Source organism: Haloferax litoreum (genome assembly GCF_009674605.1).
GTDB classification, from domain to species: Archaea; Halobacteriota; Halobacteria; order Halobacteriales; family Haloferacaceae; genus Haloferax; species Haloferax litoreum.
In genome coordinates, this window is the sequence record NZ_WKJO01000001.1 from 1,348,719 (window position 1) to 1,370,789 (window position 22,071).

Annotated in this window: 21 protein-coding genes and 1 tRNA gene; 11 read left to right on the forward strand and 11 right to left on the reverse strand. The window is 60.6% G+C overall.

The features are described 5' to 3' along the window. Positions 1–175: 175 nt before the first annotated feature. Positions 176–415, forward strand: coding sequence for a DUF7511 domain-containing protein (locus tag GJR96_RS06975; protein WP_151163936.1), 240 nt, complete (start codon positions 176–178; stop codon positions 413–415). Between the two features lie 72 nt (positions 416–487). On the opposite strand, the gene rnhB is transcribed toward GJR96_RS06975, so the two are convergent. The 4 genes from rnhB to GJR96_RS06995 form a co-directional block, all read right to left on the reverse strand. Next, positions 488–1,135, reverse strand: coding sequence for a ribonuclease HII (gene rnhB / locus GJR96_RS06980; RefSeq protein ID WP_151162277.1), 648 nt, complete (start codon positions 1,133–1,135; stop codon positions 488–490). A 40-nt stretch (positions 1,136–1,175) separates the two neighbouring features. Next, positions 1,176–1,727 carry a hypothetical protein gene (locus GJR96_RS06985; protein WP_151162278.1) on the reverse strand — a complete coding sequence of 184 codons (552 nt, stop codon included), beginning with the start codon at positions 1,725–1,727 and terminating at the stop codon, positions 1,176–1,178. Positions 1,728–1,805: 78 nt separating this feature from the next. After that, positions 1,806–2,654 carry a CPBP family intramembrane glutamic endopeptidase gene (locus GJR96_RS06990; protein WP_151162279.1) on the reverse strand — a complete coding sequence of 283 codons (849 nt, stop codon included), beginning with the start codon at positions 2,652–2,654 and terminating at the stop codon, positions 1,806–1,808. A gap of 115 nt (positions 2,655–2,769) precedes the next feature. Continuing rightward, positions 2,770–4,053, reverse strand: coding sequence for a tRNA pseudouridine(54/55) synthase Pus10 (locus GJR96_RS06995; RefSeq protein WP_151162280.1), 1,284 nt, complete (start codon positions 4,051–4,053; stop codon positions 2,770–2,772). Positions 4,054–4,233: 180 nt separating this feature from the next. Here GJR96_RS06995 and GJR96_RS07000 point away from each other — a divergent pair, with 180 nt between their 5' ends. Beyond that, a complete protein-coding gene (locus tag GJR96_RS07000; protein WP_151162281.1) occupies positions 4,234–5,217 on the forward strand; it encodes a DMT family transporter in 984 nt (327 codons plus the stop codon). Between the two features lie 79 nt (positions 5,218–5,296). On the opposite strand, the gene GJR96_RS07005 is transcribed toward GJR96_RS07000, so the two are convergent. The 5 genes from GJR96_RS07005 to GJR96_RS07025 form a co-directional block, all read right to left on the reverse strand. Next, positions 5,297–5,908, reverse strand: a complete 612-nt coding sequence (locus tag GJR96_RS07005; RefSeq protein WP_151162282.1) for a hypothetical protein — start codon at positions 5,906–5,908, stop codon at positions 5,297–5,299. 120 nt (positions 5,909–6,028) lie between these two features. Further along, positions 6,029–6,577: a DUF4112 domain-containing protein gene (locus tag GJR96_RS07010; protein WP_225317707.1), complete on the reverse strand. Its 549-nt coding sequence runs from the start codon at positions 6,575–6,577 to the stop codon at positions 6,029–6,031. Between the two features lie 226 nt (positions 6,578–6,803). After that, entirely contained in the window at positions 6,804–8,105 is a 1,302-nt protein-coding gene (aceB, locus tag GJR96_RS07015; protein WP_151162284.1) for a malate synthase AceB, read from the reverse strand. Between the two features lie 61 nt (positions 8,106–8,166). Beyond that, the gene (gene aceA / locus GJR96_RS07020; RefSeq protein ID WP_151162285.1) at positions 8,167–9,201 is read right to left on the reverse strand and encodes an isocitrate lyase; all 1,035 of its coding nucleotides are present in this window, start codon (positions 9,199–9,201) and stop codon (positions 8,167–8,169) included. Then, positions 9,198–9,446, reverse strand: coding sequence for a hypothetical protein (locus GJR96_RS07025; protein WP_151162286.1), 249 nt, complete (start codon positions 9,444–9,446; stop codon positions 9,198–9,200). Before GJR96_RS07025 ends, aceA begins: the two co-directional genes overlap by 4 nt. Before the next feature lie 316 nt (positions 9,447–9,762). Here GJR96_RS07025 and GJR96_RS07030 point away from each other — a divergent pair, with 316 nt between their 5' ends. The 4 genes from GJR96_RS07030 to GJR96_RS07045 all read left to right on the forward strand — a co-directional run bounded on the left by GJR96_RS07030 (position 9,763) and on the right by GJR96_RS07045 (position 14,631). Continuing rightward, the gene (locus GJR96_RS07030; RefSeq protein ID WP_151162287.1) at positions 9,763–10,716 is read left to right on the forward strand and encodes an ABC transporter ATP-binding protein; all 954 of its coding nucleotides are present in this window, start codon (positions 9,763–9,765) and stop codon (positions 10,714–10,716) included. Continuing rightward, positions 10,713–11,480: an ABC transporter permease gene (locus GJR96_RS07035; RefSeq protein ID WP_151162288.1), complete on the forward strand. Its 768-nt coding sequence runs from the start codon at positions 10,713–10,715 to the stop codon at positions 11,478–11,480. The genes GJR96_RS07030 and GJR96_RS07035 overlap by 4 nt, the downstream gene beginning before the upstream one ends. Before the next feature lie 100 nt (positions 11,481–11,580). Beyond that, positions 11,581–13,209, forward strand: a complete 1,629-nt coding sequence (locus GJR96_RS07040; RefSeq protein ID WP_151162289.1) for a gamma-glutamyltransferase family protein — start codon at positions 11,581–11,583, stop codon at positions 13,207–13,209. A 75-nt stretch (positions 13,210–13,284) separates the two neighbouring features. After that, the gene (locus GJR96_RS07045; protein ID WP_151162290.1) at positions 13,285–14,631 is read left to right on the forward strand and encodes a hypothetical protein; all 1,347 of its coding nucleotides are present in this window, start codon (positions 13,285–13,287) and stop codon (positions 14,629–14,631) included. Positions 14,632–14,661: 30 nt separating this feature from the next. On the opposite strand, the gene GJR96_RS07050 is transcribed toward GJR96_RS07045, so the two are convergent. Next, positions 14,662–16,542 carry an ABC transporter ATP-binding protein gene (locus tag GJR96_RS07050; protein ID WP_151163938.1) on the reverse strand — a complete coding sequence of 627 codons (1,881 nt, stop codon included), beginning with the start codon at positions 16,540–16,542 and terminating at the stop codon, positions 14,662–14,664. Between the two features lie 146 nt (positions 16,543–16,688). Between GJR96_RS07050 and trmY the strand changes: the two genes are divergently transcribed. The 5 genes from trmY (at position 16,689) to GJR96_RS07075 (ending at position 21,229) form a co-directional block, all read left to right on the forward strand. Continuing rightward, positions 16,689–17,285 (forward strand): tRNA (pseudouridine(54)-N(1))-methyltransferase TrmY, encoded by a 597-nt coding sequence (trmY, locus tag GJR96_RS07055; protein ID WP_151162291.1) that lies wholly within the window; start codon positions 16,689–16,691, stop codon positions 17,283–17,285. Between the two features lie 83 nt (positions 17,286–17,368). Further along, positions 17,369–17,441 (forward strand) — tRNA-Pro (locus GJR96_RS07060). A 1,329-nt stretch (positions 17,442–18,770) separates the two neighbouring features. Next, on the forward strand, positions 18,771–19,346 hold the full coding sequence (locus GJR96_RS07065) for a hypothetical protein (protein WP_151162292.1): 576 nt from the start codon (positions 18,771–18,773) through the stop codon (positions 19,344–19,346). Positions 19,347–19,961: 615 nt separating this feature from the next. Beyond that, on the forward strand, positions 19,962–20,849 hold the full coding sequence (locus tag GJR96_RS07070; protein ID WP_151162293.1) for a ParA family protein: 888 nt from the start codon (positions 19,962–19,964) through the stop codon (positions 20,847–20,849). Then, positions 20,846–21,229, forward strand: a complete 384-nt coding sequence (locus GJR96_RS07075) for a hypothetical protein (protein ID WP_151162294.1) — start codon at positions 20,846–20,848, stop codon at positions 21,227–21,229. The genes GJR96_RS07070 and GJR96_RS07075 overlap by 4 nt, the downstream gene beginning before the upstream one ends. A gap of 437 nt (positions 21,230–21,666) precedes the next feature. On the opposite strand, the gene GJR96_RS07080 is transcribed toward GJR96_RS07075, so the two are convergent. After that, positions 21,667–22,035: a DUF7344 domain-containing protein gene (locus GJR96_RS07080; protein ID WP_154326186.1), complete on the reverse strand. Its 369-nt coding sequence runs from the start codon at positions 22,033–22,035 to the stop codon at positions 21,667–21,669. Positions 22,036–22,071: the final 36 nt, after the last annotated feature.

Consider the following 22,071-nt stretch of genomic DNA (forward strand, 5'->3'; position numbering starts at 1 on the left):
TGAGTGCGTGCTGTACGAGTGGTCTCCCCCGATTCTGGATAGGTAGCTGGTTCCGGTCGTTTCAATCTCGGGGTAATCTCCAGTAGAGTAATATAGTCTGAATGAAAACTATTGATTGAAGCGATTTCTGAGAAACCGCCGCCCGTCGGTGATTACGGTGCAAACCACTCCACTCATGGAAGAGACTCCACTTCGACACGACGACACGGACGCGATGACGACGACGACGACGGAGCGTCAGGGACGAAACGTATCCCCGGCAGATGACTTGGAGTATACGGCAATCGTTGCCCCGTACGACGACGCACCAGACGAGTGCACCATCTTCCCCGCAGGCCTCTCCGAGGACGAACTGGTGACGACGTGGATTTCCGCGCAAGAAGGTTCGTACGTCTCGCTCGACGAGATGGTGTAACCCTCCGCCGACACTCGTTCCCCCGCGACCAATCCTCCAACTAACCCGCCGCGCGACCAGATTTTTTGTGCCTCAGAAGTCCCCGAGCGACGCCTGTTCGTGCGCGGCCAGCACGTCCGCACACGTCGACCACGACTTCCGCGCGCAATCGGGCAGGATACCGTGCTCGCGGACGAACTCCCGCAAGAAGTCACGCGTCGTCTGGTCGCTCGGATAGCCGCTTCCGACGTCGCCGTACTCCTCGGCGATGGCGTCGACGCGGCGGTCACGTTCGACCTTGGCGACGATGCTCGCCGCGCCGACGATGGCGTGTTCGTCGTCGGCGCGGTGCTGGGCGTGAACCTCGACGGAGACGCCCGCGTCGGCGAGTCCGTCGCGGACGCGAGTGCCGAACCGCGACTCGCTCACGTCACCGGCGTCACAGACGAGTTCGTCGGCGTCGGCGGCGACTTCGGCCGCCGCTTCCACCTGCGCCCGGACGGTGAGGAGATTCATGTCCGTCTCGGGGTCGTCGATGGTCGCGGGTTCGACGAACGCGACACCGACCGAGATGTCGTCGCGTTCGCGGAGCGTCGCGGCGAGTTCCTCGCGGCGGGCGGGCGAGAGTCGCTTCGAGTCGGCGATTCCATCGGGAAGCGTCTGGGGGTCTGCTCGAACCGCTGCGGCGACCATCGGACCGAGCACGGGTCCCTTTCCGGCCTCGTCGACGCCGATTCGCATATCTGGACGGGTCTTCGAGGGAGGGATTGAACGTACCGATTCAGTCTCGCGGGTAGCAATCCCAGTTGACTCGCGGCCCGGGGTCAGCGTGGTAGTCGAAGACGGCAACCCCGTCGGACGTGACGGCGACGGCGATACCCCTGATGAGTGGTGTCTGCGCGACGACTGACACGTCTTCGGTGTCGGATTGCTCGCCGACCGTGGCAGTAGCCCAGATTTGGTGGTCAGTCTCGGGGTCGAGCGAGGAGAACACGGTGTCGTCTTCTTCGGTCGTCAACTCGTTCGCCGGCACGTCGTAAGTCGATTCGAACAACAGTGTGCCGGTCGTCCGGTCTTCGACGGTGAGCGTGACGATGACCGGTTCGTCCCGTTTGTTGCGGACTTCGACGTCGGGGACGACTCCCTGTTCGTCACACGTGTGGGTCTCGATTGTCGTCGTGTCTGTCTCGACTTCCGTCGTGGTCGATTCCTGCGTCGGTGCCGTCGTGGACGTGGTCCCCGCAGAACCACCTCCCAGACACCCGGCGAGAAGCGTGGCCGACCCGCTTGCGAACACTTTGAGCACGGCGCGGCGGCGGGGGTGGAGGGACATGGTCTGACCACCTGTCGGTCGAATAAGTGTCTTCCCCCTGTCCATTCGTGGAGTGGACTCTCGTCTTCCACTGCTTCGTCAGGTACCGACCGACCGAACCTGCTGTCCAATCACCTCACGCTTTCGCCACCCGACCACCGCGACGGCGACGAGGATCGTGAGGTAGAACGCGTACCACCTGACCTGCTGGGACGGCGCGAGCACCTCGCCGGTGAGGTTAATCATCAGGTGGAAGAGGATTGCCGCGAGGACGCTCCGGTCGGTGTTGTCGTAGAGCCACGCGTACAGCGTCTCTAAGAAGACGAACGTGGCGAAAAAGCGCCAGACGATTGGCTGGTACGACGCCTGACTGTAGTAGCCGTCCATCAAGAACAGCGGGATGTGCCAACTCGCCCAGACGACACCGCTGACGACACCCGCAACTGTCGGGTTCCAGACGGCGATGAGTCGGTCCAGAAAGTACCCTGTCGAACCGGTCTCTTCGACCAGTCCAGCGCCGAGCGTGAACCCGAAGAAGGCGAACAGACTCAGCGGCGTCACCAGTCGTTCGAGCGCCTCGGTGGGGTTCAGCGGGGTGGTCTCGGCACCGACGAGAGCGGCGATTCCGGCGGCGGTCAACGTAATCGCCGGATACAACCCCACGATGACGAGTGACCACCGCGGGCGGATTCGCCGAACGTCGACGATGCGGTTCCCAAGTCGTCGGAGGCCAGCGACACCGCTGCGGCGGTACACCATCAGGATGCCCCCCAACGCGGGACTGATAGCACCGACGTAGAACAGGAGGACGTTCGGGAACGTCCAGACGCTCTGTCCGGAGAGAACGACGAGACTCCAGAAGAACCACGCCCATCCGAGGTAGATGGCGACGTAGCCCACCAACCCGCGTTTTCCCGCGAAGATGGTGCGGGTCGCTGTCTTTCCCATACGGACTATCGGTTCGTCGTCATCTTAATGCCGAATCACAGTTCTCCGACTGTGGGAGTCGAGCATCGAGACGTGGTACGACTTGCCGAGAGAAGTCTGGTGCCGGAGTCCCCGGTCAGTCCTTGAAGAACTCGTCGTCCTCGAACGGTTCGTCCTCGCCTTCGACGGCGATAACGTCGAGTGCCGTCACGACTGCCCCCGTGTCGAGGAGGCCAGCGAGACTCGGTTCCGTCCGGCCTTCGTCGCCGGAGACGAGTTCTTTGATGTAGAGGCCACCTTCGCCGTGAATTTCGACGGTGGCGTGCCGTGCGTCTTCGAGTTCGCCGGAGGCGTCGTAGACCTGCCGGACGCGAGTGAGACTGGCGCGGCGGTGGTCGACGCGGTTAGGCGTGTACTGGTCGATGGTCGCGCCGGTGAGTTCGTCCAGTGCGGCCTGTAACTCTTCGTCGGTTACGTCGTCGTCGAACTCGACGGCGGCGCGGTACTGCTTGCTCGCGTCGAGTTTCTTCACGCGTTCGACCATGTCGTAGGTGGCGAGGCGGAGTCCCTCGACTTCGATGGCTCCCTCGGCCATCGCGTTGACGTCGCCTTCGAGTTGTTCCACGTCGATGTCGCGACGCCGGGGTTCCATGATTTCGACCACGAAAGGACGACCCGTCCCGAGCATCAGGGCGTCCACGTCCTCGCGGCCCGCACCGTGGAATTTCGCGTCGACGCCGTCCATCACGTCCATCACGACGGGCGCGACGAACCCCTCGACGCTGTGTTCGTAGAGGTAGCCAGACCCGCCGCAGTAGTCACACGGCTCTTTTCCTTTGTATCCCGACCCGTCGCACTCGCGGCAGGGCCACTCTGTCTGCGGGATATCGCGTTCGAGTTTGCGGTAGCGACCGTAGACGAACGCCGAGTTGAGTTGTGTCTCGACGACGTCTCGCTCGATGTCGAGGAGGAACTGTACGTCTGGGCGTGTGAAGTCGACGTCAGTGCCGGTGAGACGGCCGATGCGCTTGCCGACTTCGCGGTTGAATTCGGACTTGAACAGTTCGCCGGCGTCTTCGGGGAGGCCAGCACCTTCGCGGAGGAGTATCTCGTTCTCTTCGACCAGCGGTGGTGCTCGCGTCCCGACCTGATACGTCTCGACTTCGACGTCGTCGATGGACGCGGCACAGCGCTCTGCCCAGTCGTCGAAGCGAGCACATTCACCTTCGCAGACCCAGCAGTCTTCGGTGTCGACGGATTCGTACGGTTCGTCTGCGTCGAGGGCGGCGGCGATGCGAAGCGATTGGCCTCGTTCGGCGTTCGTCAACCCGAAACTCCGTTCGGCGAAGGCCCGGCCGAGACAGGCATCACAGACAGGCCCACTCTCGGCGAGGGCACGGGCGTCCTCCAAGATACTCATACTCGGGTTCTCTCGCGGCGCGCGTAACTACCTTACTTTGTTCGAACGCCCACAGAGACTCATCTTCTTGCTGAGACATTCGTCAACATACGCCGGGTGAGGTGTTATCCTGACTCCGAGAAATTTCATGTACGGGGGCGTGATAGTCCGGGCAACAACCGGGTCTCAGGTCGATATCTCGTGTCTATCGGAACACAAACACATCGAAACGTCGCACTGTTCGCAATCCTCGCGGTTCTCTGGGGGACATCCTTCATCGCCATCGAAGTCGGGTTGGAGGTGCTTCCCCCCGCACTCTTCGCTGCACTTCGGTACGACGTGGCCGGTGTCGTGCTGTTCGGCTACGCGTTGTTCGCGGCCGAAGATTGGCGGCCACGCGGCCGAGACGAGTGGGTCGTCGTCGCCGTCGGTGGCACGCTTCTCATCGGTGCACACTTCGCACTCTTGTTCTCCGGCCAGCGGTACGTCACCAGTGGTGTCGCGGCTATCGTTCTCAGCACCTCTCCCATTCTCACGCCACTGTTCGCGTGGTCGATGCTCCCCGACGAACGACTCGACGCTGGCGGGTTCGTCGGCGTCTCCCTGGGTCTCGTCGGAACCGTCGTCATCGCTCTCTCCTCTGGGTCGGTCGGCGGCCAACTCGTGGGCGTCGTCCTCCTCTCTCTCGCCGCCGTGAGTTGGGCGTTCGGCACCGTCCTCGTCAAGCGACTCCCAGGCAACCCACCGGTCGTTCCGATGCAGGCGTGGATGATGCTGCTCGGTGCTGGACTGCTCCACGTCGCGAGTCCCGTCCTCGGCGAACCCGGTATCGCAACCGTCGCGTGGTCACCGCTGGTCGTGGCGGCACTCCTCTTCCTCGCCGTCCTCTGTAGTGCCGCCGGGTTCATCATCTACTTCGTCCTCTTGGACCGTATCGGAGCCATCGAAATCAACCTCGTGAGCTACGCCGTGCCCATCGTCGCCGCACTCAGTGGATGGGCCGTCCTCGGCGAGACCATCGGGTCCGAGACCATCCTCGGGTTCGCCTTCATCCTCTCCGGGTTCGCGCTGATGAAGCGCCGGGCACTCGTCCCGTTCGTTCAGCGCCTCGGCGTCCGTACCGGTATCGTGGCACCCGAAGCAGTCAGTGACTACGAGCACGACGGCGTGCCTGCGGACGACTAAGTGCGCTTCTGTCGGTCGTCGACTGCGCCGAATTGGCCGCGTCTTCGAATAAAAAAGTTCGCTGACGGTTGTTGCTCGGTTACTCGCTGGTCGTGGTCGTCTCGTTTGCAGTCGTCGTGGTATCCGTGGTCGTCTCGTTTGCAGTCGTCGTGGTATCCGTGACCGTCTCGTTTGCAGGTGTCGTCGTGGTCGGCGTGGCCGTCTGGTTCGTCGTCGTGGTTGTCGTCTCGTTAGCCGTCGCCGTCTCGGTCGGCGTGGCTGTCTCTGTCGTCGTCTCTTTGGCGGGTACTTCGTGCGTGGCGAGTACCGATTCGGTGCCGGCGCGACCCACCCAGACGACTTCGACGGTGGACCCGGACTCCGCCGCCTCGATTTCGACGAAGTTCCCGACCGAGATTGGGTACGGTTGCGTCTCTTCGTCGTCTGCGACCCACGTCGTGGTTCGCTCGCCGTCGACGGCGACGTACACCTCGGTCGTGTCCTCGTCTTCGATTTGGTCGCCGCCCATGTGGACTGCGCGGAGGACGCCGCCTTCGCTCGGGAACGAGATGTCGGACTCCGGAACCGGGGCGGGTTCGGGAGTCGTCGTCTCGTCCGATGCGCCGCCGGACGTGGGAGCACCGCCGAGACAACCGGCGGTGAGGAGGGCACCTGTCGCGCTGACGCCTTTCAGAAAGGTTCGTCGTTGCATAGGCAATTTTTGCGAGGCCGGTATAAATGTCTTTTATTTTATACTTTGGGCATCGATGACCAGTCCCACGGTCACACAGGTCACTGTCGAGAACCCGAACAGACGGGGGACGCAGAGTCGTCAGAAGAGGCCGATACCGAGTTGGCCGAGAACCCACAGTACAGCGAGCGTGACCGAAACGCCGAGTCCGACCAAGAGTACCGTGACGATAGCGACGGCGAAGAGCAGGAATCGCCGGTCCGCTTCGACGCCCTCGCCCGAAAACTCGCCGTAGCGGTCCTCGATGAGGCGGACGTTCCGCGCGTTCGCCTTCCACGCGGCGTCGAACACGTCACCGGCGACGGGAACCGACCCAACCGTCGCGTCGAGCAGGACGTTGCCGAACATCCGAGCGAGTGTGGCCCGCGGGACGCCCATCATCGCCGCTTCGACGAGGATGTACGCCGAGAGGGCCGACCCGACGGTGTCGCCGACGCCGGGGACGAATCCCAAGATGGGGTCGAGACCGATTCGGTAGTTCGTCCCCGGAATCTCGATGGCGTTGTCGAGGTAGAAACTCACAGTCCGGAGTCGCTCCAGTGTCTCTTCGGGTAGGTCGTCGTCGAACTCGACGATTGCGTCGGGTTCCGCCGGTCGGTCACCGACGTGCTGGAGGCTCGAATCGTTCACGTGGGAGGAGTCGCGCCGCTCGAACTTGAGCGTGGCGTCGAACCCGTCGCCGGTCGAGACTGGACAGGAGCGAAGGAGATTCGTCGAAAAAACGAGTGGCGCACCGCCCCCACGGTATCGGGCGTGTGCGCCGCGTAGAGCTACAACCAGGAGTGCCGTCGAACGTGGTTCCTGCCCGACGGCGACCGCATCTAGGCGGAGTGCTGCCGAAGGCAGCGTGCTGTGCTTAGAGACCGACCTCCATCGCGCGTTCGACGACGCCCGTACTGTAGCGTTCTTCCAACTCGTCGTGTTGGTCAGGGCGGTTCTCGTACACGTCCTGGAACAGACTGATGGGTGTCATCGCGGCCTGATAGGTCGCCTCGTCCCACATCCGGTCGGTGGAGATGTCGAACTCGGTGTCACCGATGCGGAGCGTCGCAGACCGTTCCATGGCGATTGCACCTCGTCCGGCCTCCTTGGCGGCCTCGAACTCCTCCATCGAGTCGACGATGTCGTCCATGCTCGGGACGTACGAGGTCAGACCGAGGAGTTCCTCGTGCAGTTCGTCTTCGTCCAGCGTTCGCGTGTCGCTGCCGACGCGAAGTTCGTAGCCACCGTCGGTCGCTTCGAGCGACATGCGGTCGCCGTCGTAGACTTCGACGCCGTCCTCGGAGTCGAGTTCGACCTGCTCGCCGTCCACGTCGAGAAGCCAACTACCGGTCTTCGGCGGAAGCGGCGACGTGTTGGCCTCGACGACCTGACCGGGCGTGAGCGACCAGATGCCGAGCATCCCTTTCGCCTGGTTCTCGGTCATGCGCTCGTGGTAGCCTTCCACGTCGCGGATGTCGTCGTACGGGCCGTCGACTGCGATACACCCGTTCGCGCTGGCACCGCGAGAGGTGTTGTGGCGCAGCTCGGGCCACGCCGGCAGTTCGCCCGTCGGCGTCATCGCGCGCATGTCTTTCGTGTAGTCCACCTCGCCGTCGACGAAGAGGAACAACCGTTCGAGGTTGTTCGTGTCCTTGCCCATCTCGTCACGGAGTTTCCCCATCGCGAGTTCGGACTCTCCGCTCTCGATGATGACGGACATCGCGAGGCTTCCCTCTTCGAGGCCGCACTCGTTTTCGACGATGGTGAAGAACTCGTCGGCCTTCTTCCAGTCGTCGATGTCGCCGACTTCGGGGATGACGAACCCGTCAATGTGTTCGATTGCACCGGTGTCGGAACTCGCGATTTCCAGCATGTGCTGGAATCCCTGATAGCGCGTCGCAGGACTGTCGCGGTGCCAGACCATCCGCGGGTGAATCTCACCCGGGAAGTCGGCTCCATTCTCGGAGACGACTTCGATGATGTTCTCGACACCTTCGTCGCGCATCGAGGGCGCTGTCGCGTCTTCGTTGTCGGGCACCCACACGTCCGGGGCCTGCATGCCGCGGAGCTGGGACGCGCTTCGAATCATCTTCGCGGAGTCTTCTTCGCCTTCGACGGCCGTCGGCGACGTGAAGAACGTCCGCACGAACTCTCTGTCGTGTCTTCGTTCAGTCATATACGTGTATCTGGATTATAGTGTGTTAATAATTGGTTTGGCAGAAAGTATCGGTGTGTCCCTAGTCGTCGTTCGACGTGATGGGGTCGGCCTGTTCTTCGCTGAACCCTTCGGATTCCTCGATGCGTCGGCGGGCCTCTGGGTCGAACTCCGTCTCGATGTCCTGATACCGTGAGACGAACGAGAGTTCGTGGTGACTCTCGGTCGGGTGGCCGAGGTAGCGCTGTTCGAGGTCGAACTGCCCCTCTTCGTCCTGTTCGGCGAGTTTCTTGAAGTCCTCGTAGACGGCGTGTGCGCCCGAGTGGAGGCCGAACAGCGTGATGAAGATGTACTTGTACCCGAGGTCACCCAGTTCCTGGAACGTGAGCGGGTCTTCCTCTTCGGACCACGCGAACGACGACGAGTAGTTGAATGCGAGTTTCAGGTCGGGATGCGTCTCGTGAATCTCCTCGGCGTACTTGACGGCGTCCTCTCGACTCGGGTTGGGCATCTCTGGCCAGACCAGGTCGACGCCGGCGTCGGCGTAGATGCGGCCACGTTCGAGGTGCTCTTCCCAGTCACCGTTCGACGACCCGTAGGCGTCGGTGCGGGCGATGATGATGGTGTCTTCGCTCTGCTTGGCGTCGACGGCGGCCTCGAATCGAGCCTTGGCCTTCTCTCGGGAGACGATTTGCTTCCCAGCGATGTGGCCACATCGCTTCGGCGTCGTCTGGTCTTCGATGTGAATCGCGGCGACGCCTGCCTTCTCGTACTCGCGGACGGCGCGGCGGACGTTGTGGATGCCGCCGTAGCCAGTGTCACAGTCGGCGATGATGGGGAGGTTGGTCGCCTCGACCATGCGCTTGGCGTTCTCGACCATCTCGGTCATCGTGACCATCTCCAGGTCCGGGAAGCCGAACTGCCCGAGGACCGTCGAGTAGCCGGACATGTACGCGGCGTCGTGGCCGGTCATCTCGGCCAGTCGGGCGTCCAGTGCGTGGTACATGCCGGGTGCGAACACGAAGTCCTGCGTGTTCAGTTTCTCGCGGAGTTCGCGGGCTTTCTGGTTGTCAACTTCCTGTGCGAAGACGTCGCTGTCGAGTTCGGTCGGATTCATTGGGTGTTGTCGGTCGGAGTCGTCTGCATCGTTCGCTCGATGCGGTTCAGTTGCGTGCGGAGCGCGGCGAGTTCACGACGGATGTTCGTCATCTCGTCTTCTTCGCCGGGTGTCTGGATGAAGGGGACGAGCGGCGCGTCCATGTTCTCCTCGTTGTTGGGGTAGCGTCGCGTCGTCTGGGGAGGGCGAGTGGTCGTCGTGCGGGTCGTCGTGTCGGTTCGGGTCGTGTTGGGTCGGTCTGTCATTGGTTACGTTGGGGGTGTCGGTGGTCGATAGCGGTCCAGTCGGCGGGGCGTCGATTTGTGATGTGCTGCGGCGGATACTGCGGATACTACCATTGTGCGTTACCTCACTCGGTTCGACTCGAGAGCGATATTAAAAGTTAATCATTTATAATGATAATATTCGTTAATGACTTAGTTCGATACACACGAATAATAGGTCCTAATTTGATACGTTACAACATACCATGCTCTCGCAACGACGACCGTGTCACGTGGTTTCACGCCATTCCGCGGACAGCACGCTTAATCGCGTCCACGTCTGACGACGCATCAACGAATGGCATCCGCGATAGAGATACGAGACCTCACGAAGTCCTACGGTGACGTGACGGCCCTCGACGGAATCGACCTCGACGTGCCGGAAGGGTCGTTCTTCGGGTTGTTGGGACCGAACGGTGCCGGGAAGACGACGTTCATCAACATCCTCGTCGGCCTCGTCCGCAAGTCCGGTGGGACGGCCAGTGTGTTCGGGTACGACGTGGAAGCAGACTACCGAGAGGCCCGTGACCGAATCGGCCTCGCCCCACAGGAGTTCAACGTCGACCGCTTCTTCCCCATCCGCGAAGTGCTGGAACACAAAGCCGGGTACCACGGGATTCCGCAGGACGAAGCGCGCGAACGGGCGGACGAAGTCCTCAAACGCGTCGGCATCTACGACAAGCGCGACACGCGATTCGACTGGCTCTCCGGCGGGATGAAACGCCGATTCATGCTCGCACGTGCGCTCATCACCGACCCCGACCTGCTCATCCTCGACGAACCGACTGCCGGCGTCGACGTGCAACTCCGCCACGAACTCTGGGAGACCATCGTCGACCTGAACGACCAGGGGACGACCATCCTCCTCACCACCCACTACATCGAAGAAGCAGAACGCCTCTGTGACGAAGTCGCTATCCTCGACTCCGGGCGCGTCATCGAAGTGGCGAGTCCCGAGGAGTTGATGGACCGCGGCACCGACGACATCGTCGTCCAACTGCGCGACAAACCGACGGCAGTCCCCGATTTCGAGGCCGAAGACGACCGGGTCGAGTCCGTCGAACTCGACGGAATTCGCCTCGTCGTCACCGCGCATCAGGGGGGACTCGTCGCCCCCGACGTCGTGCAGGCACTCGACGATGCCGGTCACGAAATCGTCGACCTCGAAATCTCTCGCACGTCGCTCGAAGAGGTGTTCGTGGAGATGACCAGACAGGGACAGGGCCGTGCGACGATGGAGGTAGAACAATGAATCTCGACGTGACCGGATTCTACGCACTCCTCCGGCGCGAGGTCCTCCGGTTCGTCCGCCGTCCCCGGAACACCTTCGTCCCGCCGTTCATCACGAACGTGCTGTACTTCTCGGTGTTCGGCGTCATCCTCGGCGAACGTATCGACCAGATTGCGGGCGTCCGCTACATCCTCTTCATCCTCCCCGGTCTCATCGTCCTCGGGGCCGTCTCGAACGCCTTCGAGAACGCCTCGTTCTCTATCTTCCACGGCCGCTGGAACCGCTACATCGAAGAGGCACTCACGTCGCCGCTGTCGTACACCTCGATGGTCGGCGCGTACGTCCTCTCCAGTGCGACTCGCGGCGTCCTCGTCGGCGCACTCGTCGCACTCATCGGCGCGTTCTTCACGACTGTCGGCGTCGCCCGGCCGTTCTACCTCGTGGCGTTCATGCTCGTCATCACGCTCCTCTTCGCCGGATTCGGCGTCATCGGCGGTCTCTGGGCCGACGACTTCGACGACCTGACGATGATGAACCAGTTCATCCTCCGCCCGCTCGTCTTCTTCGGCGGCGTCTTCTACTCGCTCAACGAGATTCCCGAACTGTTCCGGCAGGCGTCGCTCCTCAACCCGATGATATACATGGTCAACGGCGTCCGCTACGGGTTCCTCGGCGTCACCGAAGTCGACCCGAACCTCTCGCTCGGCGTCCTCTCGGCGCTCACGTTCGTCGTCGTCGCCGTCAACATCGCTCTCTTCCGGCGTGGGTACGGACTGACTGACTGACCAACTGACCGAGACGTTCCATTTTCTGCTCGTTCGATACACACCTCCACCGACTTCCGAGAGCCGAACAGCTATGCGGCGTGTTTACGAAGCACACGGCATGTCCGGCCCCACACCCGACCCCGACCGTTTTACCTCCCGGCGGTCGACCGTCTACGCCCCGAACGGTATCGTCGCAACGAGTCAGCCACTGGCCGCACAGGCAGGCGTGGAGATTCTCTCGAACGGTGGCAACGCGTTCGACGCCGCCGTCGCCACGGCCGCCGCGCTGAACGTCGTCGAACCCACGTCGACGGGACTGGGTGGCGACGTGTTCGCCTGCTATCGAACCGCCGACGGCGAGGTGGGTGCGATGCGCAGTTGTGGCGGTGCACCCGCGGACGCGACGCGTGACCGGGTTCGAAAGGCAGTCGCTGCCGAGGAGGGCGTGCCCCTCTACGAGGTGGAGATGCCCGAAACGGGTGCACACACAGTCACCGTCCCCGGGACTGCTCGCGGATGGGAGGCGACGCTCGACCGCTTCGGAGCGCAGTCGCTCGGCGACGTGCTTCGACCGGCGATTCGCTACGCGAACGAGGGCTATCCCGTCACGGAAGTCGTCGCGGCGCAGTGGCAACACGGCGAGGACCTGTTCGAGTCCGACAACGCACGCGAGGCGTACCTCTTCGACGGTTCTGCGCCGACAGTCGGGCAGATGGTCACGCTCCCGAAGTTGGGCCGGACACTCGAACGGGTCGCCGAGGAGGGTGCAGATGTCGTCTACGAGGGCGACATCGCGGCGGCCATTGCCGACGAAGTCCAGTCGAACGGCGGGTTTCTCACCACTGACGACTTGGCCGCGTTCGAACCGGAGTTCGTCGACCCCGTCTCGACGACCTACGGCGGCGTCGAAGTGTACGAACTCCCACCGAACAATCAGGGCCTCGTCGCCCTCGAAGCCCTGAACGTCGCCACCGAAATCGACGCGGGCGACCACCCGTTCGGGTCCGCCGAGTCGGTCCACGCCTTCGCCGAGGCGATGAAAGTCGCGTTCCACGATGGCCACCGGTACATCACCGACCCCGAACACGAGGAGATACCGCCGCTTGCCAGTCGGGAGTGGGCCGCGAAACGGGCCGAAGAAATCGGTGACGAGGCGAACCACGACGTGACCTTCGGCGTCGCCGACGCACACGCTGAAGACGCCGACACCGTCCTCTGTTGTGTCGCCGACGCCGCCGGGAACGTCGTCTCGTTCATCAACTCGCGGTTCGCCGGGTTTGGCTCCGGCCTCGTCGCGGGCGACACCGGCATCGCCTTACAGAATCGGGGTGCCTCGTTCTCGCTGGACGACGACCACCCGAATCGGTTGGAACCCGGAAAACGCCCGTTCCACACGCTCATCCCGGGCCTCATCGAGTTCGGTGCGGACGACTGGGCGGCCTTCGGCGTCATGGGCGGGTACATGCAACCGCAGGGGCACGTGCAGGTCGTCTCGAACATCGTCGACCACGGCCTTCCGGCGCAGGCCGCCCTCGACGCGCCTCGATGGCGATACCGCGAAGACGGGACACTCGCAGTCGAAGACAGACTCGGCGGCAGCGTCGGTGCGAAGTTGGCTCGGAAGGGCCACGACGTTCGACTCCTTCCGGCGTCGATGTTCGGCGGTGCCCAGTTCGCTCGCTGGGAGGACGGCACGCTCTCGGGGGCCACCGAACCACGGAAAGACGGGCAGGTCGCCGGGTATTGAATCCCACTGCCGAACGTTGTCCTGTGGCAACACATGTCGTAACAGTAAAGCACGACGCCTCGGCAGTGAGAGTCGATGGTTCCACTCGGTCGCCGAAGATTTCTCAAACACGCCGGTGTCGGTGCCGCGGGAGTCTTTGGCCTCACGCGAACCGTTCGCGGTGCCGTCGACGACACTGCGTTCGACCCTGAGCGACACGCGTTTGGATTCAAAAACTGGTCGTCTTCGGACGTGGCGTATCCCGAACACCAGCACGCAAGCGTCGACCCGAAGGCCGTCGAGAAACGGATTCGGCGCGAGTGGAGCGGTGTCTTCTCGGACTTGTTTGGTCTCGCACTCTCGAATACGCCCGGGTCGCTCGTGAGCCTCCTCGCCAGCCAACTGTCGGTCGATGTCAACCAACTCGCGGCGTCGAACGGCCACTGTTACGGGATGACCTTCGCGGCACAACGATACTTCGAAGTCCCGGGTGACCTCCCCGATGGTGTCGAAACCGCGTCCGACGTATCCGACCCCGAGATTCCGCTCGGGTCCGATGAGGGGCCAATCGGTGACCTCATCGACCACTATCAGGTGACGCAACTCCTCGACGTGCACGCGTGGCTTGGGCGGCGGCGCATGCTCCGCCCACGCCACATTGACTACGAGGCCGAACTCGCGGCGCTGGTCGCCGTCATCGACGAGTTCGGAACGGCTGGTATCACACTCGTCGACTCCGAAACACGGGCCTCTCATCAAGTCCTCGTCTATGGGTACGACGAGACGCCGACCGGCGTCGAATTGACGCTCTACGACCCGAACTACCCCGCACAGAAGTATCTGAATCAGACGCGACGACTCACTATCGACGTGGGGAAGACGACGCCCGTTTCGGGGTCGTCGGAGTACGACGCATTCGTCTTCAACCGCTGGGACCGCGCGATTCGGTCCGATGCCGACACCACGAAACCCACCCAGAACGGCGTTCGAGAGACGTTCGACCACTTACTGTCTCGGGTGTTCCGGGTCGCCGTCGACAGTGACGCCGTTTCGCTCGCAGTCGTCGACCCCGGCGGGAACCCGGTCGGACGAAACAACGCGGCGTTCATGGACCGCGAGCAATCCGACGTGTGGGCGACGCGCTATTGTTACGACGCCCCGGCGGGGACGTACCGACTCGCTCTCGTCGGTGCCACGGAGACGGCGTACGACCTCCGCGTGCAAGTCGCAGGACTCGGGACTGAGTCGCTCGATACCGTCGTCTGGAAAGCGCTGTCGTCCGGTGAAGTCCACGAGTACGAAATCACGGTTCCCGAGTCTGACACGCCGTCGGTCGCCCGTGTCGGCGAGACGCCGACGGCCTTCTCTCGGTTGGACCCGACGAGCGTCGCAATCGGTCTCGCGGGTGGGGCAGCGCTCACGTACCTCGCTCGCTCGCGCTGAATCGGTCGGTCACTCGCGTTCACTGGCGTGTCACTCTTCGCCGCCGTCGGCAGACACTTCATCGACGATATCGGCCACTCGAACCCGGTCGACCAGTCGGTCGAGGAGGTCCGCGGACACGCCGGACGTGTCGCCTGCTTGGACGCTCCACAGCGTCGCGTACAGGCCGCCCTCGGCGACGAGTTCGTCGTGCGTGCCGGATTCGGCGACGCGCCCTTCGTCGAGGACGACGATGGTATCTGCGTGTCGAATCGTCGAGAGACGATGTGCGATGACGAGCGTCGTTCGGCCTTCGGTCAACCGGGCAAGCGCGCGCTGGATGAGGAGTTCCGTCTCGGTATCGACGGCGCTCGTCGCCTCGTCGAGGACGAGTATCCGTGGGTTTTGGAGCATCGCGCGGGCGATGGAGAGTCGCTGTCGCTGCCCACCCGAGAGTTTCACGCCGCGTTCGCCGATGCGGGTGTCGTACCCGTCGGGCAGGTGTGAGACGAAGTCGTGTGCTTCGGCGGCCCTCGCGGCGGCGACCATCTCTGCTTCCGTCGCCTCGAACGCGCCGTACAGCAGGTTCTCGCGGACGGTTCCGTCGAAGAGATACACGTCCTGACTCACGTACCCCATCGCCTCGCGGAGACTCCGTATCGACACGTCGCGCACGTCGTGGCCGTCGACGCGGACCGCCCCACCAGAGGTGTCGTAGAGGCGCAAGAGGAGTTTCGCGGCGGTGGATTTCCCGGCTCCCGTCGGGCCGACGAGTGCAACTGTCTCACCGGGGGCGGCGGCGAACGAGACGTCGTGGAGGACCTCTCGCCCAGTGGCGTACGCGAACGACACGTGGTCGAACTCGATACCACCTGCGACGGTACCGAGGTCCACTGTCTCTGAGGAGTCTCGAACCGTCACGTCGCGGTCGGTCAAGCCGAAGATTCGCTCGCCCGAGGCGCGGGCGTTCTCGTAGGCGTTGACGATGCGTCCAGCACCGGAGAGTGGGTCGATGAATCGCTGCGTCATGAACAGGAAGGTGACGAACTCTCCGACGAGGAGTTTCCCCGTGAACGGCCACGGCGGGCCGAGGATGAGCCAGAGTCCACCGATGGCGAACGTGGCCGCGAAGGCGACGCCCGCGAGGAGTTCCATCGTCGGTTGGTAGAGGTAGTCGAGTCGGACGACGGCGAGCGCACGCGTGTAGTAGTCCATCGACGCGTCGGCGACGCGGGTCGTCTCGTACTCTTCGGTGGTGGACGCTTTGATGACCTCCATCCCGGCGACGTTGTTCTCGATGCGCGTGTTGAGTGCGCCGACGCTCTCGCGAAGAGCGCGGTACATCGGACGGATGGTTCGCATGAACCAGACGGTGAAGACGGCGAGGAGTGGGACGGCCACGAGGGTGACCACGGCGAGTTGCGCGTTCAGGTAGAACAGCACGCCTGCGATACCGACGACGGAGACGACGAGTTGCAGGCCGCCGGAGAGCGTGCTGTCCAGAAACGTCCGCAAGTTTCGTACGTCGCTGTCGAGGATAGAGAGCACTTGTCCCGTCTGCTTGTCGTCGAAGAAGGTCATATCGAGGCGCTGGAGCACGTCGTAGGTGTCCACGCGGACGGCGTGCTGGACGCGATTCGAGTAGACGGCGAGGCCGAGTCCCTGCACCCACGAGAGGCCGACACCGGCGACGAACGCCGCGATGACGAGCCAGAAACTCAGCCAGAACTGTCCCGTAACCATCTCCGGAATCCACGCCGACGGAACGAGCGGAAGCGCGTAGGCGGTGTTCTGGAAGAACACGGCGTCGATGGCCACTCCGAGGACGAGTGCCGGCACGATTCCGACGAGTCGATTGAAGACGCTCGCTGCTAGCCCGACGACGAAGAACGCGAGGTTCTCCCGACCGTATTCGGCGAACAGGCGGACCATCGGGTCGCGCCCGGATTGGTGGCTCACTTACCTGAGGTAAGGCTCCGACAGATATGACGTGCGCGGTGGGGGTAATCGGTGTCTGCACATGGACTCTCTCGACCACGAGTGGACAGGGCTAAGGGTCTCTCCGGCGGAGTCGGCGTATGCGCCAATTCATCGTCCTCGGCCACGACGTGCCGACGACACCCGACTTCACGCTCGACGACATCGCCGGCGGTGCCGGCCGTCTCGACGTGCTCTGCCGCTGTGTCAACTCTGCGTTCTTCCTCTCGCATGCGATTCGTGAGGACGTGCGCGTCCACCTCGTCCTCGGCGACGAGTACACCGTCCGATTCGAAGGCTCCGAACTCCGCCGCCTCAACCCCGACGAGCGTTCGACTGCCGCACTCGTTCGGAAGGCGCTAGAGAAACGCGACGAGGCTATCGGCCACATGCCTGCCGAGTCGTCACCGGGAGTCTCCATCCGGCGGATGGGATTCGAAGCGACGCTCGAAGAGGCGGCCCGCGATTCGACTGTCGTCGAACTGCACGAAGACGGCGACCCGGTGGTCGACGTGGAACCGCCTGAGAACCCACTGTTCGTCCTCTCTGACCACAACGACTTCACCGACGAGGAAGCCGAGTTGCTGGCCGAGGTGTCTGACCAGCGGGTTCGACTCGGCCCGGAAGTGCTCCACGCCGACCACTCGATTACGGTGGCGCACAACTACCTCGATACCGAGGGCTATTCGCAGTACTGAGGCGGGGTGAGAGTGTGTCATCGAGTCTGATGGTGAGAACTAATCACAACTGTTAAACGCGACGGTGGCTTGCCTCAAAATGCGGGCCGGTGGGGTAGCTTGGTATCCTTCGGCCTTCGGGTGGCCGTAACCTCAGTTCGAATCTGAGCCGGCCCATTTCTTGCTACCCTCGTTTTGGTGCCGACAACAATCGCCATACAGCGACGGGTTTCGCACTGCTATCGCGCCCATGGTGGGGTTGATTCCATTTGCAGTGCAGTGGGTGGTCAAAGCAGTCATGCGATTTCCGTAGAGCCGACAACGAATGTTGAACGAACCGTAATAAAACCTTGCACCAGCCGATATTCTCACCCGCGCTGATGCATTCATTGTCAAAAATCAGAGGTATCGTTGCCGGGGAATATCGAACAGCTGCTTAGATTTCCCGAACAGACCGTTTACGACTGATTGGACGCGATCGCCCAGGGCGGCGAGGTTGTGCTCGGCGACCGGAGGAGTCGGCCTGGGGCATACCCCAAACGGTACGAATCCTCTTTTCACGGTAGATTTTTCTGATTGTTGGTGTGCGGAGCCGGGTGCGCTTGTAACGCGCTCCAAAGACTCGAACTCTCCGTGAACGCGGATATACATATATGCGCGTACCCATGTATCTGGATATTCGGCTAGTTGTGTATGCAGCTATTCAGAGTCCCCTCGGTCACCATTGCTATCTTAGGTGCGTGTTTTCCAAACGATAATTGAGGGGCAACGTTTGGTTACACGAGAAAAGTGTAACGACCGGGAACCAAACGTAACATCGGCAGACACCCCGATTCCCAAATGAAAACTAGCCGAATACGCGTATATGTGGGCACACATGTAAACGTCTACACGCATATCTATCTATCTGGATATTCATCTAAGCACCCCCTGAATTTTATCCGTACAGCGACGAGCTAGCCGGTATGACCTATTTCGGAACCGACTCATCTCGCTATAGTGGCTGGTCTCCAGAAGAGAAGGAAGAGGAGCTGAAGAACGCCGAAATCTCCCCTGACAGGGGACTGCGGTGTAATGACTGACGAATCGACCAGCACTGACTGGGAAGATACCGAACTCTGGGCAGGCATCCAAGACGCATTGGCCGACCGGTTTGTTCGTCCAAATCAACCATTCGAATTTTAACCGTACCAAAGGACTTCGGGGGTTAGTCTTCCGAATTGATCATCGTGTCACTGACTGCAGACAGGATGTGTTCACCGTCGCGGTCGCCAGTCGGCCCTTGCAGTCGGAAGCCTGCGTCGAGGACGTGTCGACCGAATTCCAAACGATAGGCTCTGTTGAAATCCTTAGAACCTGACAGAATCCGTGTGACACAGACAGAGGGTGGATTCAGCACCAGACTCACCGTTGAATGACTAACGTCACTCGTCATTCCAGCGAACTAAGTTGCCGAACAGTCTCTAAGATGCAGAGAATTATGTTGGTTCGACGACAATGAGCGCTATGGATTTTTCCCGTCCAGTTCGTCCACACCGACGACTTTTGTTCCCATTTGTGGTCGTACTATTCCCGCTGCTCGCGTTTGTATATCGGGACGCGGGAGTTAGAATCGTAGACGGACAGCAGGTGAATACGCCGCTATTGCGGACACTCACGCTCACGGTTACTGCAATCGCTGTGAGTTACACCATCGCAATCGCCGTGGCCAGAGCAGTTGGTGAAAGGAGCAAACGAGACTCTGCGTGGACATGGATGCTGTTTCATCCCTCAAACGGGACGATTGCCATTCTTGGTATTCTGTGGTCACTCATTGTGGGCTACGTGGCCCTCAACTCCGCAGTGACACTGCCCCCTGAAGCATCACTGGTCGTCGGTATTCCCCTTGCATGGCCGCTATTCATTTTGGTTCTCTTGATGTATGCCATCGGAAATGCGTTTCCCGTCTTCCAAGCATCATTCGCGGCCCAAGCAGCGTTCGTGGCAATCGGCTACGCGCTTACAAGCGCGTGGTTGTTTCTTTTCTCAACGTGGATTGCATCTACTGTACTACACAGGCAGAGGAGAGCGGTGACAGAATGACTACGAGAAACAGACTATGAAGAATCGTCCCCGTGATTGCCAGTACTGACTGTGTGCGTTGTGTTCAGTACGATCGCAGAAATCTCATCGAACGCTGTCAGAAGTGACGTGCTGAACTCAGAGGGTGAATTCAGCAAGAACTCGATGTTCGATTCACGCGACCAACGATGAAACAGACGATAGGTAGGTGTGCTTAGCGAACATCGAGAACCCCGTCTACGAACATCAAGAGAGCAAGAACGAAAACCGCGATAACTAGTAATCCAACATTACTCGAGCCGTTAAAAGCGAAACGCCAAATGAAGAACCCCGAAACGGAGGCAAGCAGGCACATCCCAAAGAAACGGAGTTCTGACGGGGTGTTCATAATAAAAGTGGAGTTTCTAACACTTTAACTGATTCCCTGTGCGTAACGATTTTCCGGCGACCCACATCGGGCCACCCCATTGACCGACTCGCGCTCTGTATTCAGCACGAACTCAGCAAACTATCAGCTGCTGATGATTTCAACAGAGCCAGAATTATCGAACCTTAGGTACCTCACCTGCCTTACCTGAGGCACCTAAGGTAGCTATCTGACAAGCAGTTAAATACTACAAATAACTATATTATATTATGTCCCCACAAGAACCACACGAACCCAAAGCAGTCGCCACAGTAATGCTGAAAGGTGGAACAACCAAGAGCACCATAACTGCGAATACCGCAGAAGCACTCGGACGCGCCGGGTATGATGTCCTCACCGTCGACACAGATCCAAACGGACATCTCACAGCCAATCTCGGATACAGTGATCTCTACTACGACGGTGATATCGATCTGGGTGATATTATCCTCTCAGAAGGCAATGCAGCCCCTAGTGATGCGATCCAATCTACCAACCTCGGATTCGACCTCCTGCCGGCTAGCGTGGCTCTCGAAAGCGTCGAGACCCGGCTCAAAAATGAGATGCAGCCATCTCTCTGTCTGAAGCAACGACTCGTCGATCCTCTTCTGGGTGACAGATATGATTACATCCTCATGGATACCCACTCAAGCAGAAATGCACTCGTGAACAATGCAGTCGTCGCGGCCCCAAATCTTCTCCTTCCGCTGATACCCGAGCAGGGCATTAACAGCGGGCTCTCACGGACACAGGAGCGCATCATTAACCCACTTAAGCAGAAAATCGATCTCAAAATTTTGGCGATGGTGCCGAACAAGCTCTCGCAGCGAATCGATCATAAGAATGAGGATCGACGGCTTATTGAGCGAATCTGTCGGAGTGACTCCCTCTCTGAGTATCTTCCTCAGTTCGCTCACGTTAAGCCAGAAACATTCGATGCTATTGATGCAGACGAGCGGCGTGGCAGCCTCCCGAAACCCGGATTGCGTAAGGATTCCGATCTCAACGATTCGTTCAAGCAAAACAAGACCCTTGGTGCTTTCAACCCCGAGAATACACAACTTGAGGCATTCGATGAATTGGCTGAAATAGTCGTTCAAGGGGAGGTCAGTCAATGACTGATACCGACGACCCGTTTGCGGATCTCGAAAGCGGCCTCGAAAATGATCAGAAGTCAGGCACCTCCGAGACAACCGAGCAAGATGAATCCAGGGAGACAGCTCCAGACGTTCAACGACCAGATCCCATACCCGACAGCAATCTATCTGACCCCGCGTTTTCGTTCGACGTAACCAAACAAGATCCACTGTACGCGCGTCCGGAGTCCTGGGAACGGTTCAACGACACTCTCTTGGAAGTTGAGCTTGCGCTCCGAGACTGCGAAATTCGGGATGTGCCCAAGCGGGAGCTGCACGACGCCGCGTTGAGAGTTCTCACAAACCACACTGACGAATTCGTGGAAGCCGTGGTTGATGAACGCCGTGATAACGACGTTTGAGCTAGCCCTGAACGCATTGCGACGAGATTATACCAGAGTTCTCGAATGAGGACGCAAGCGATTACGAGGAATAGGAAAATGGCATGCTATCTCCTCACATATCTGGAGGCAGCTCTGTTGAAACCCTTAGACCTTGACAAGAAGTGCGTGACACAGACAGAGGATGTATGTGTCACTTCACACAAATCGTGGAATTATCTCGAAACACGCTAGTACCGGCAGAAGTGTGCTTGATTCGCACCTGTTCGGGCAGGGAACTGTGGTTGATTGGGACGAGAACAAGCAATTCCTCTTGTTGTGTCTCCACCCACTCCTTCATAGAGTTCGAGTTCCAGCAACAGGGCGTCCACGCTCCCGATTCGAGGTGGTTCCACACGTCCACATCACCGTAATAATGGCCGTCACTGCATCGATAAACTGTCCCCCCGCCTTCCGATTTAGTCATATAGTTCCATTGGTGCGTCAAGTGAGGGGTCGGCACCGAGAATCGTAGACAGAGTTGGCTGCATCTGGTCGAGTAGCTCAGTTGGTTCTACGAACTGTCGCTCTGGGTCATAGGTTATGAGCCCTCCCGAGGCCAACTTTGGGAGGTGGACGTGATGGAGCGAGAGGCGAACCTTTGTCATCGCGTCCTCAGACGCCTCTGTACTGGTCGTCTGATGATTGTACGTGAGGACGGTCTTTGTGAGGTCGTTCAACGTAAACGACCGGTGCTCTTCTGTGAGCACCGCAAGCACGATTCGACGATGCTGGTTTTGACACAGGCTGAGTACCGAGCTGAAGTCAATCGGTTCCTCAGTCACCATACGTAGCTATGACCCCTGTCACGTATCAGCCACACT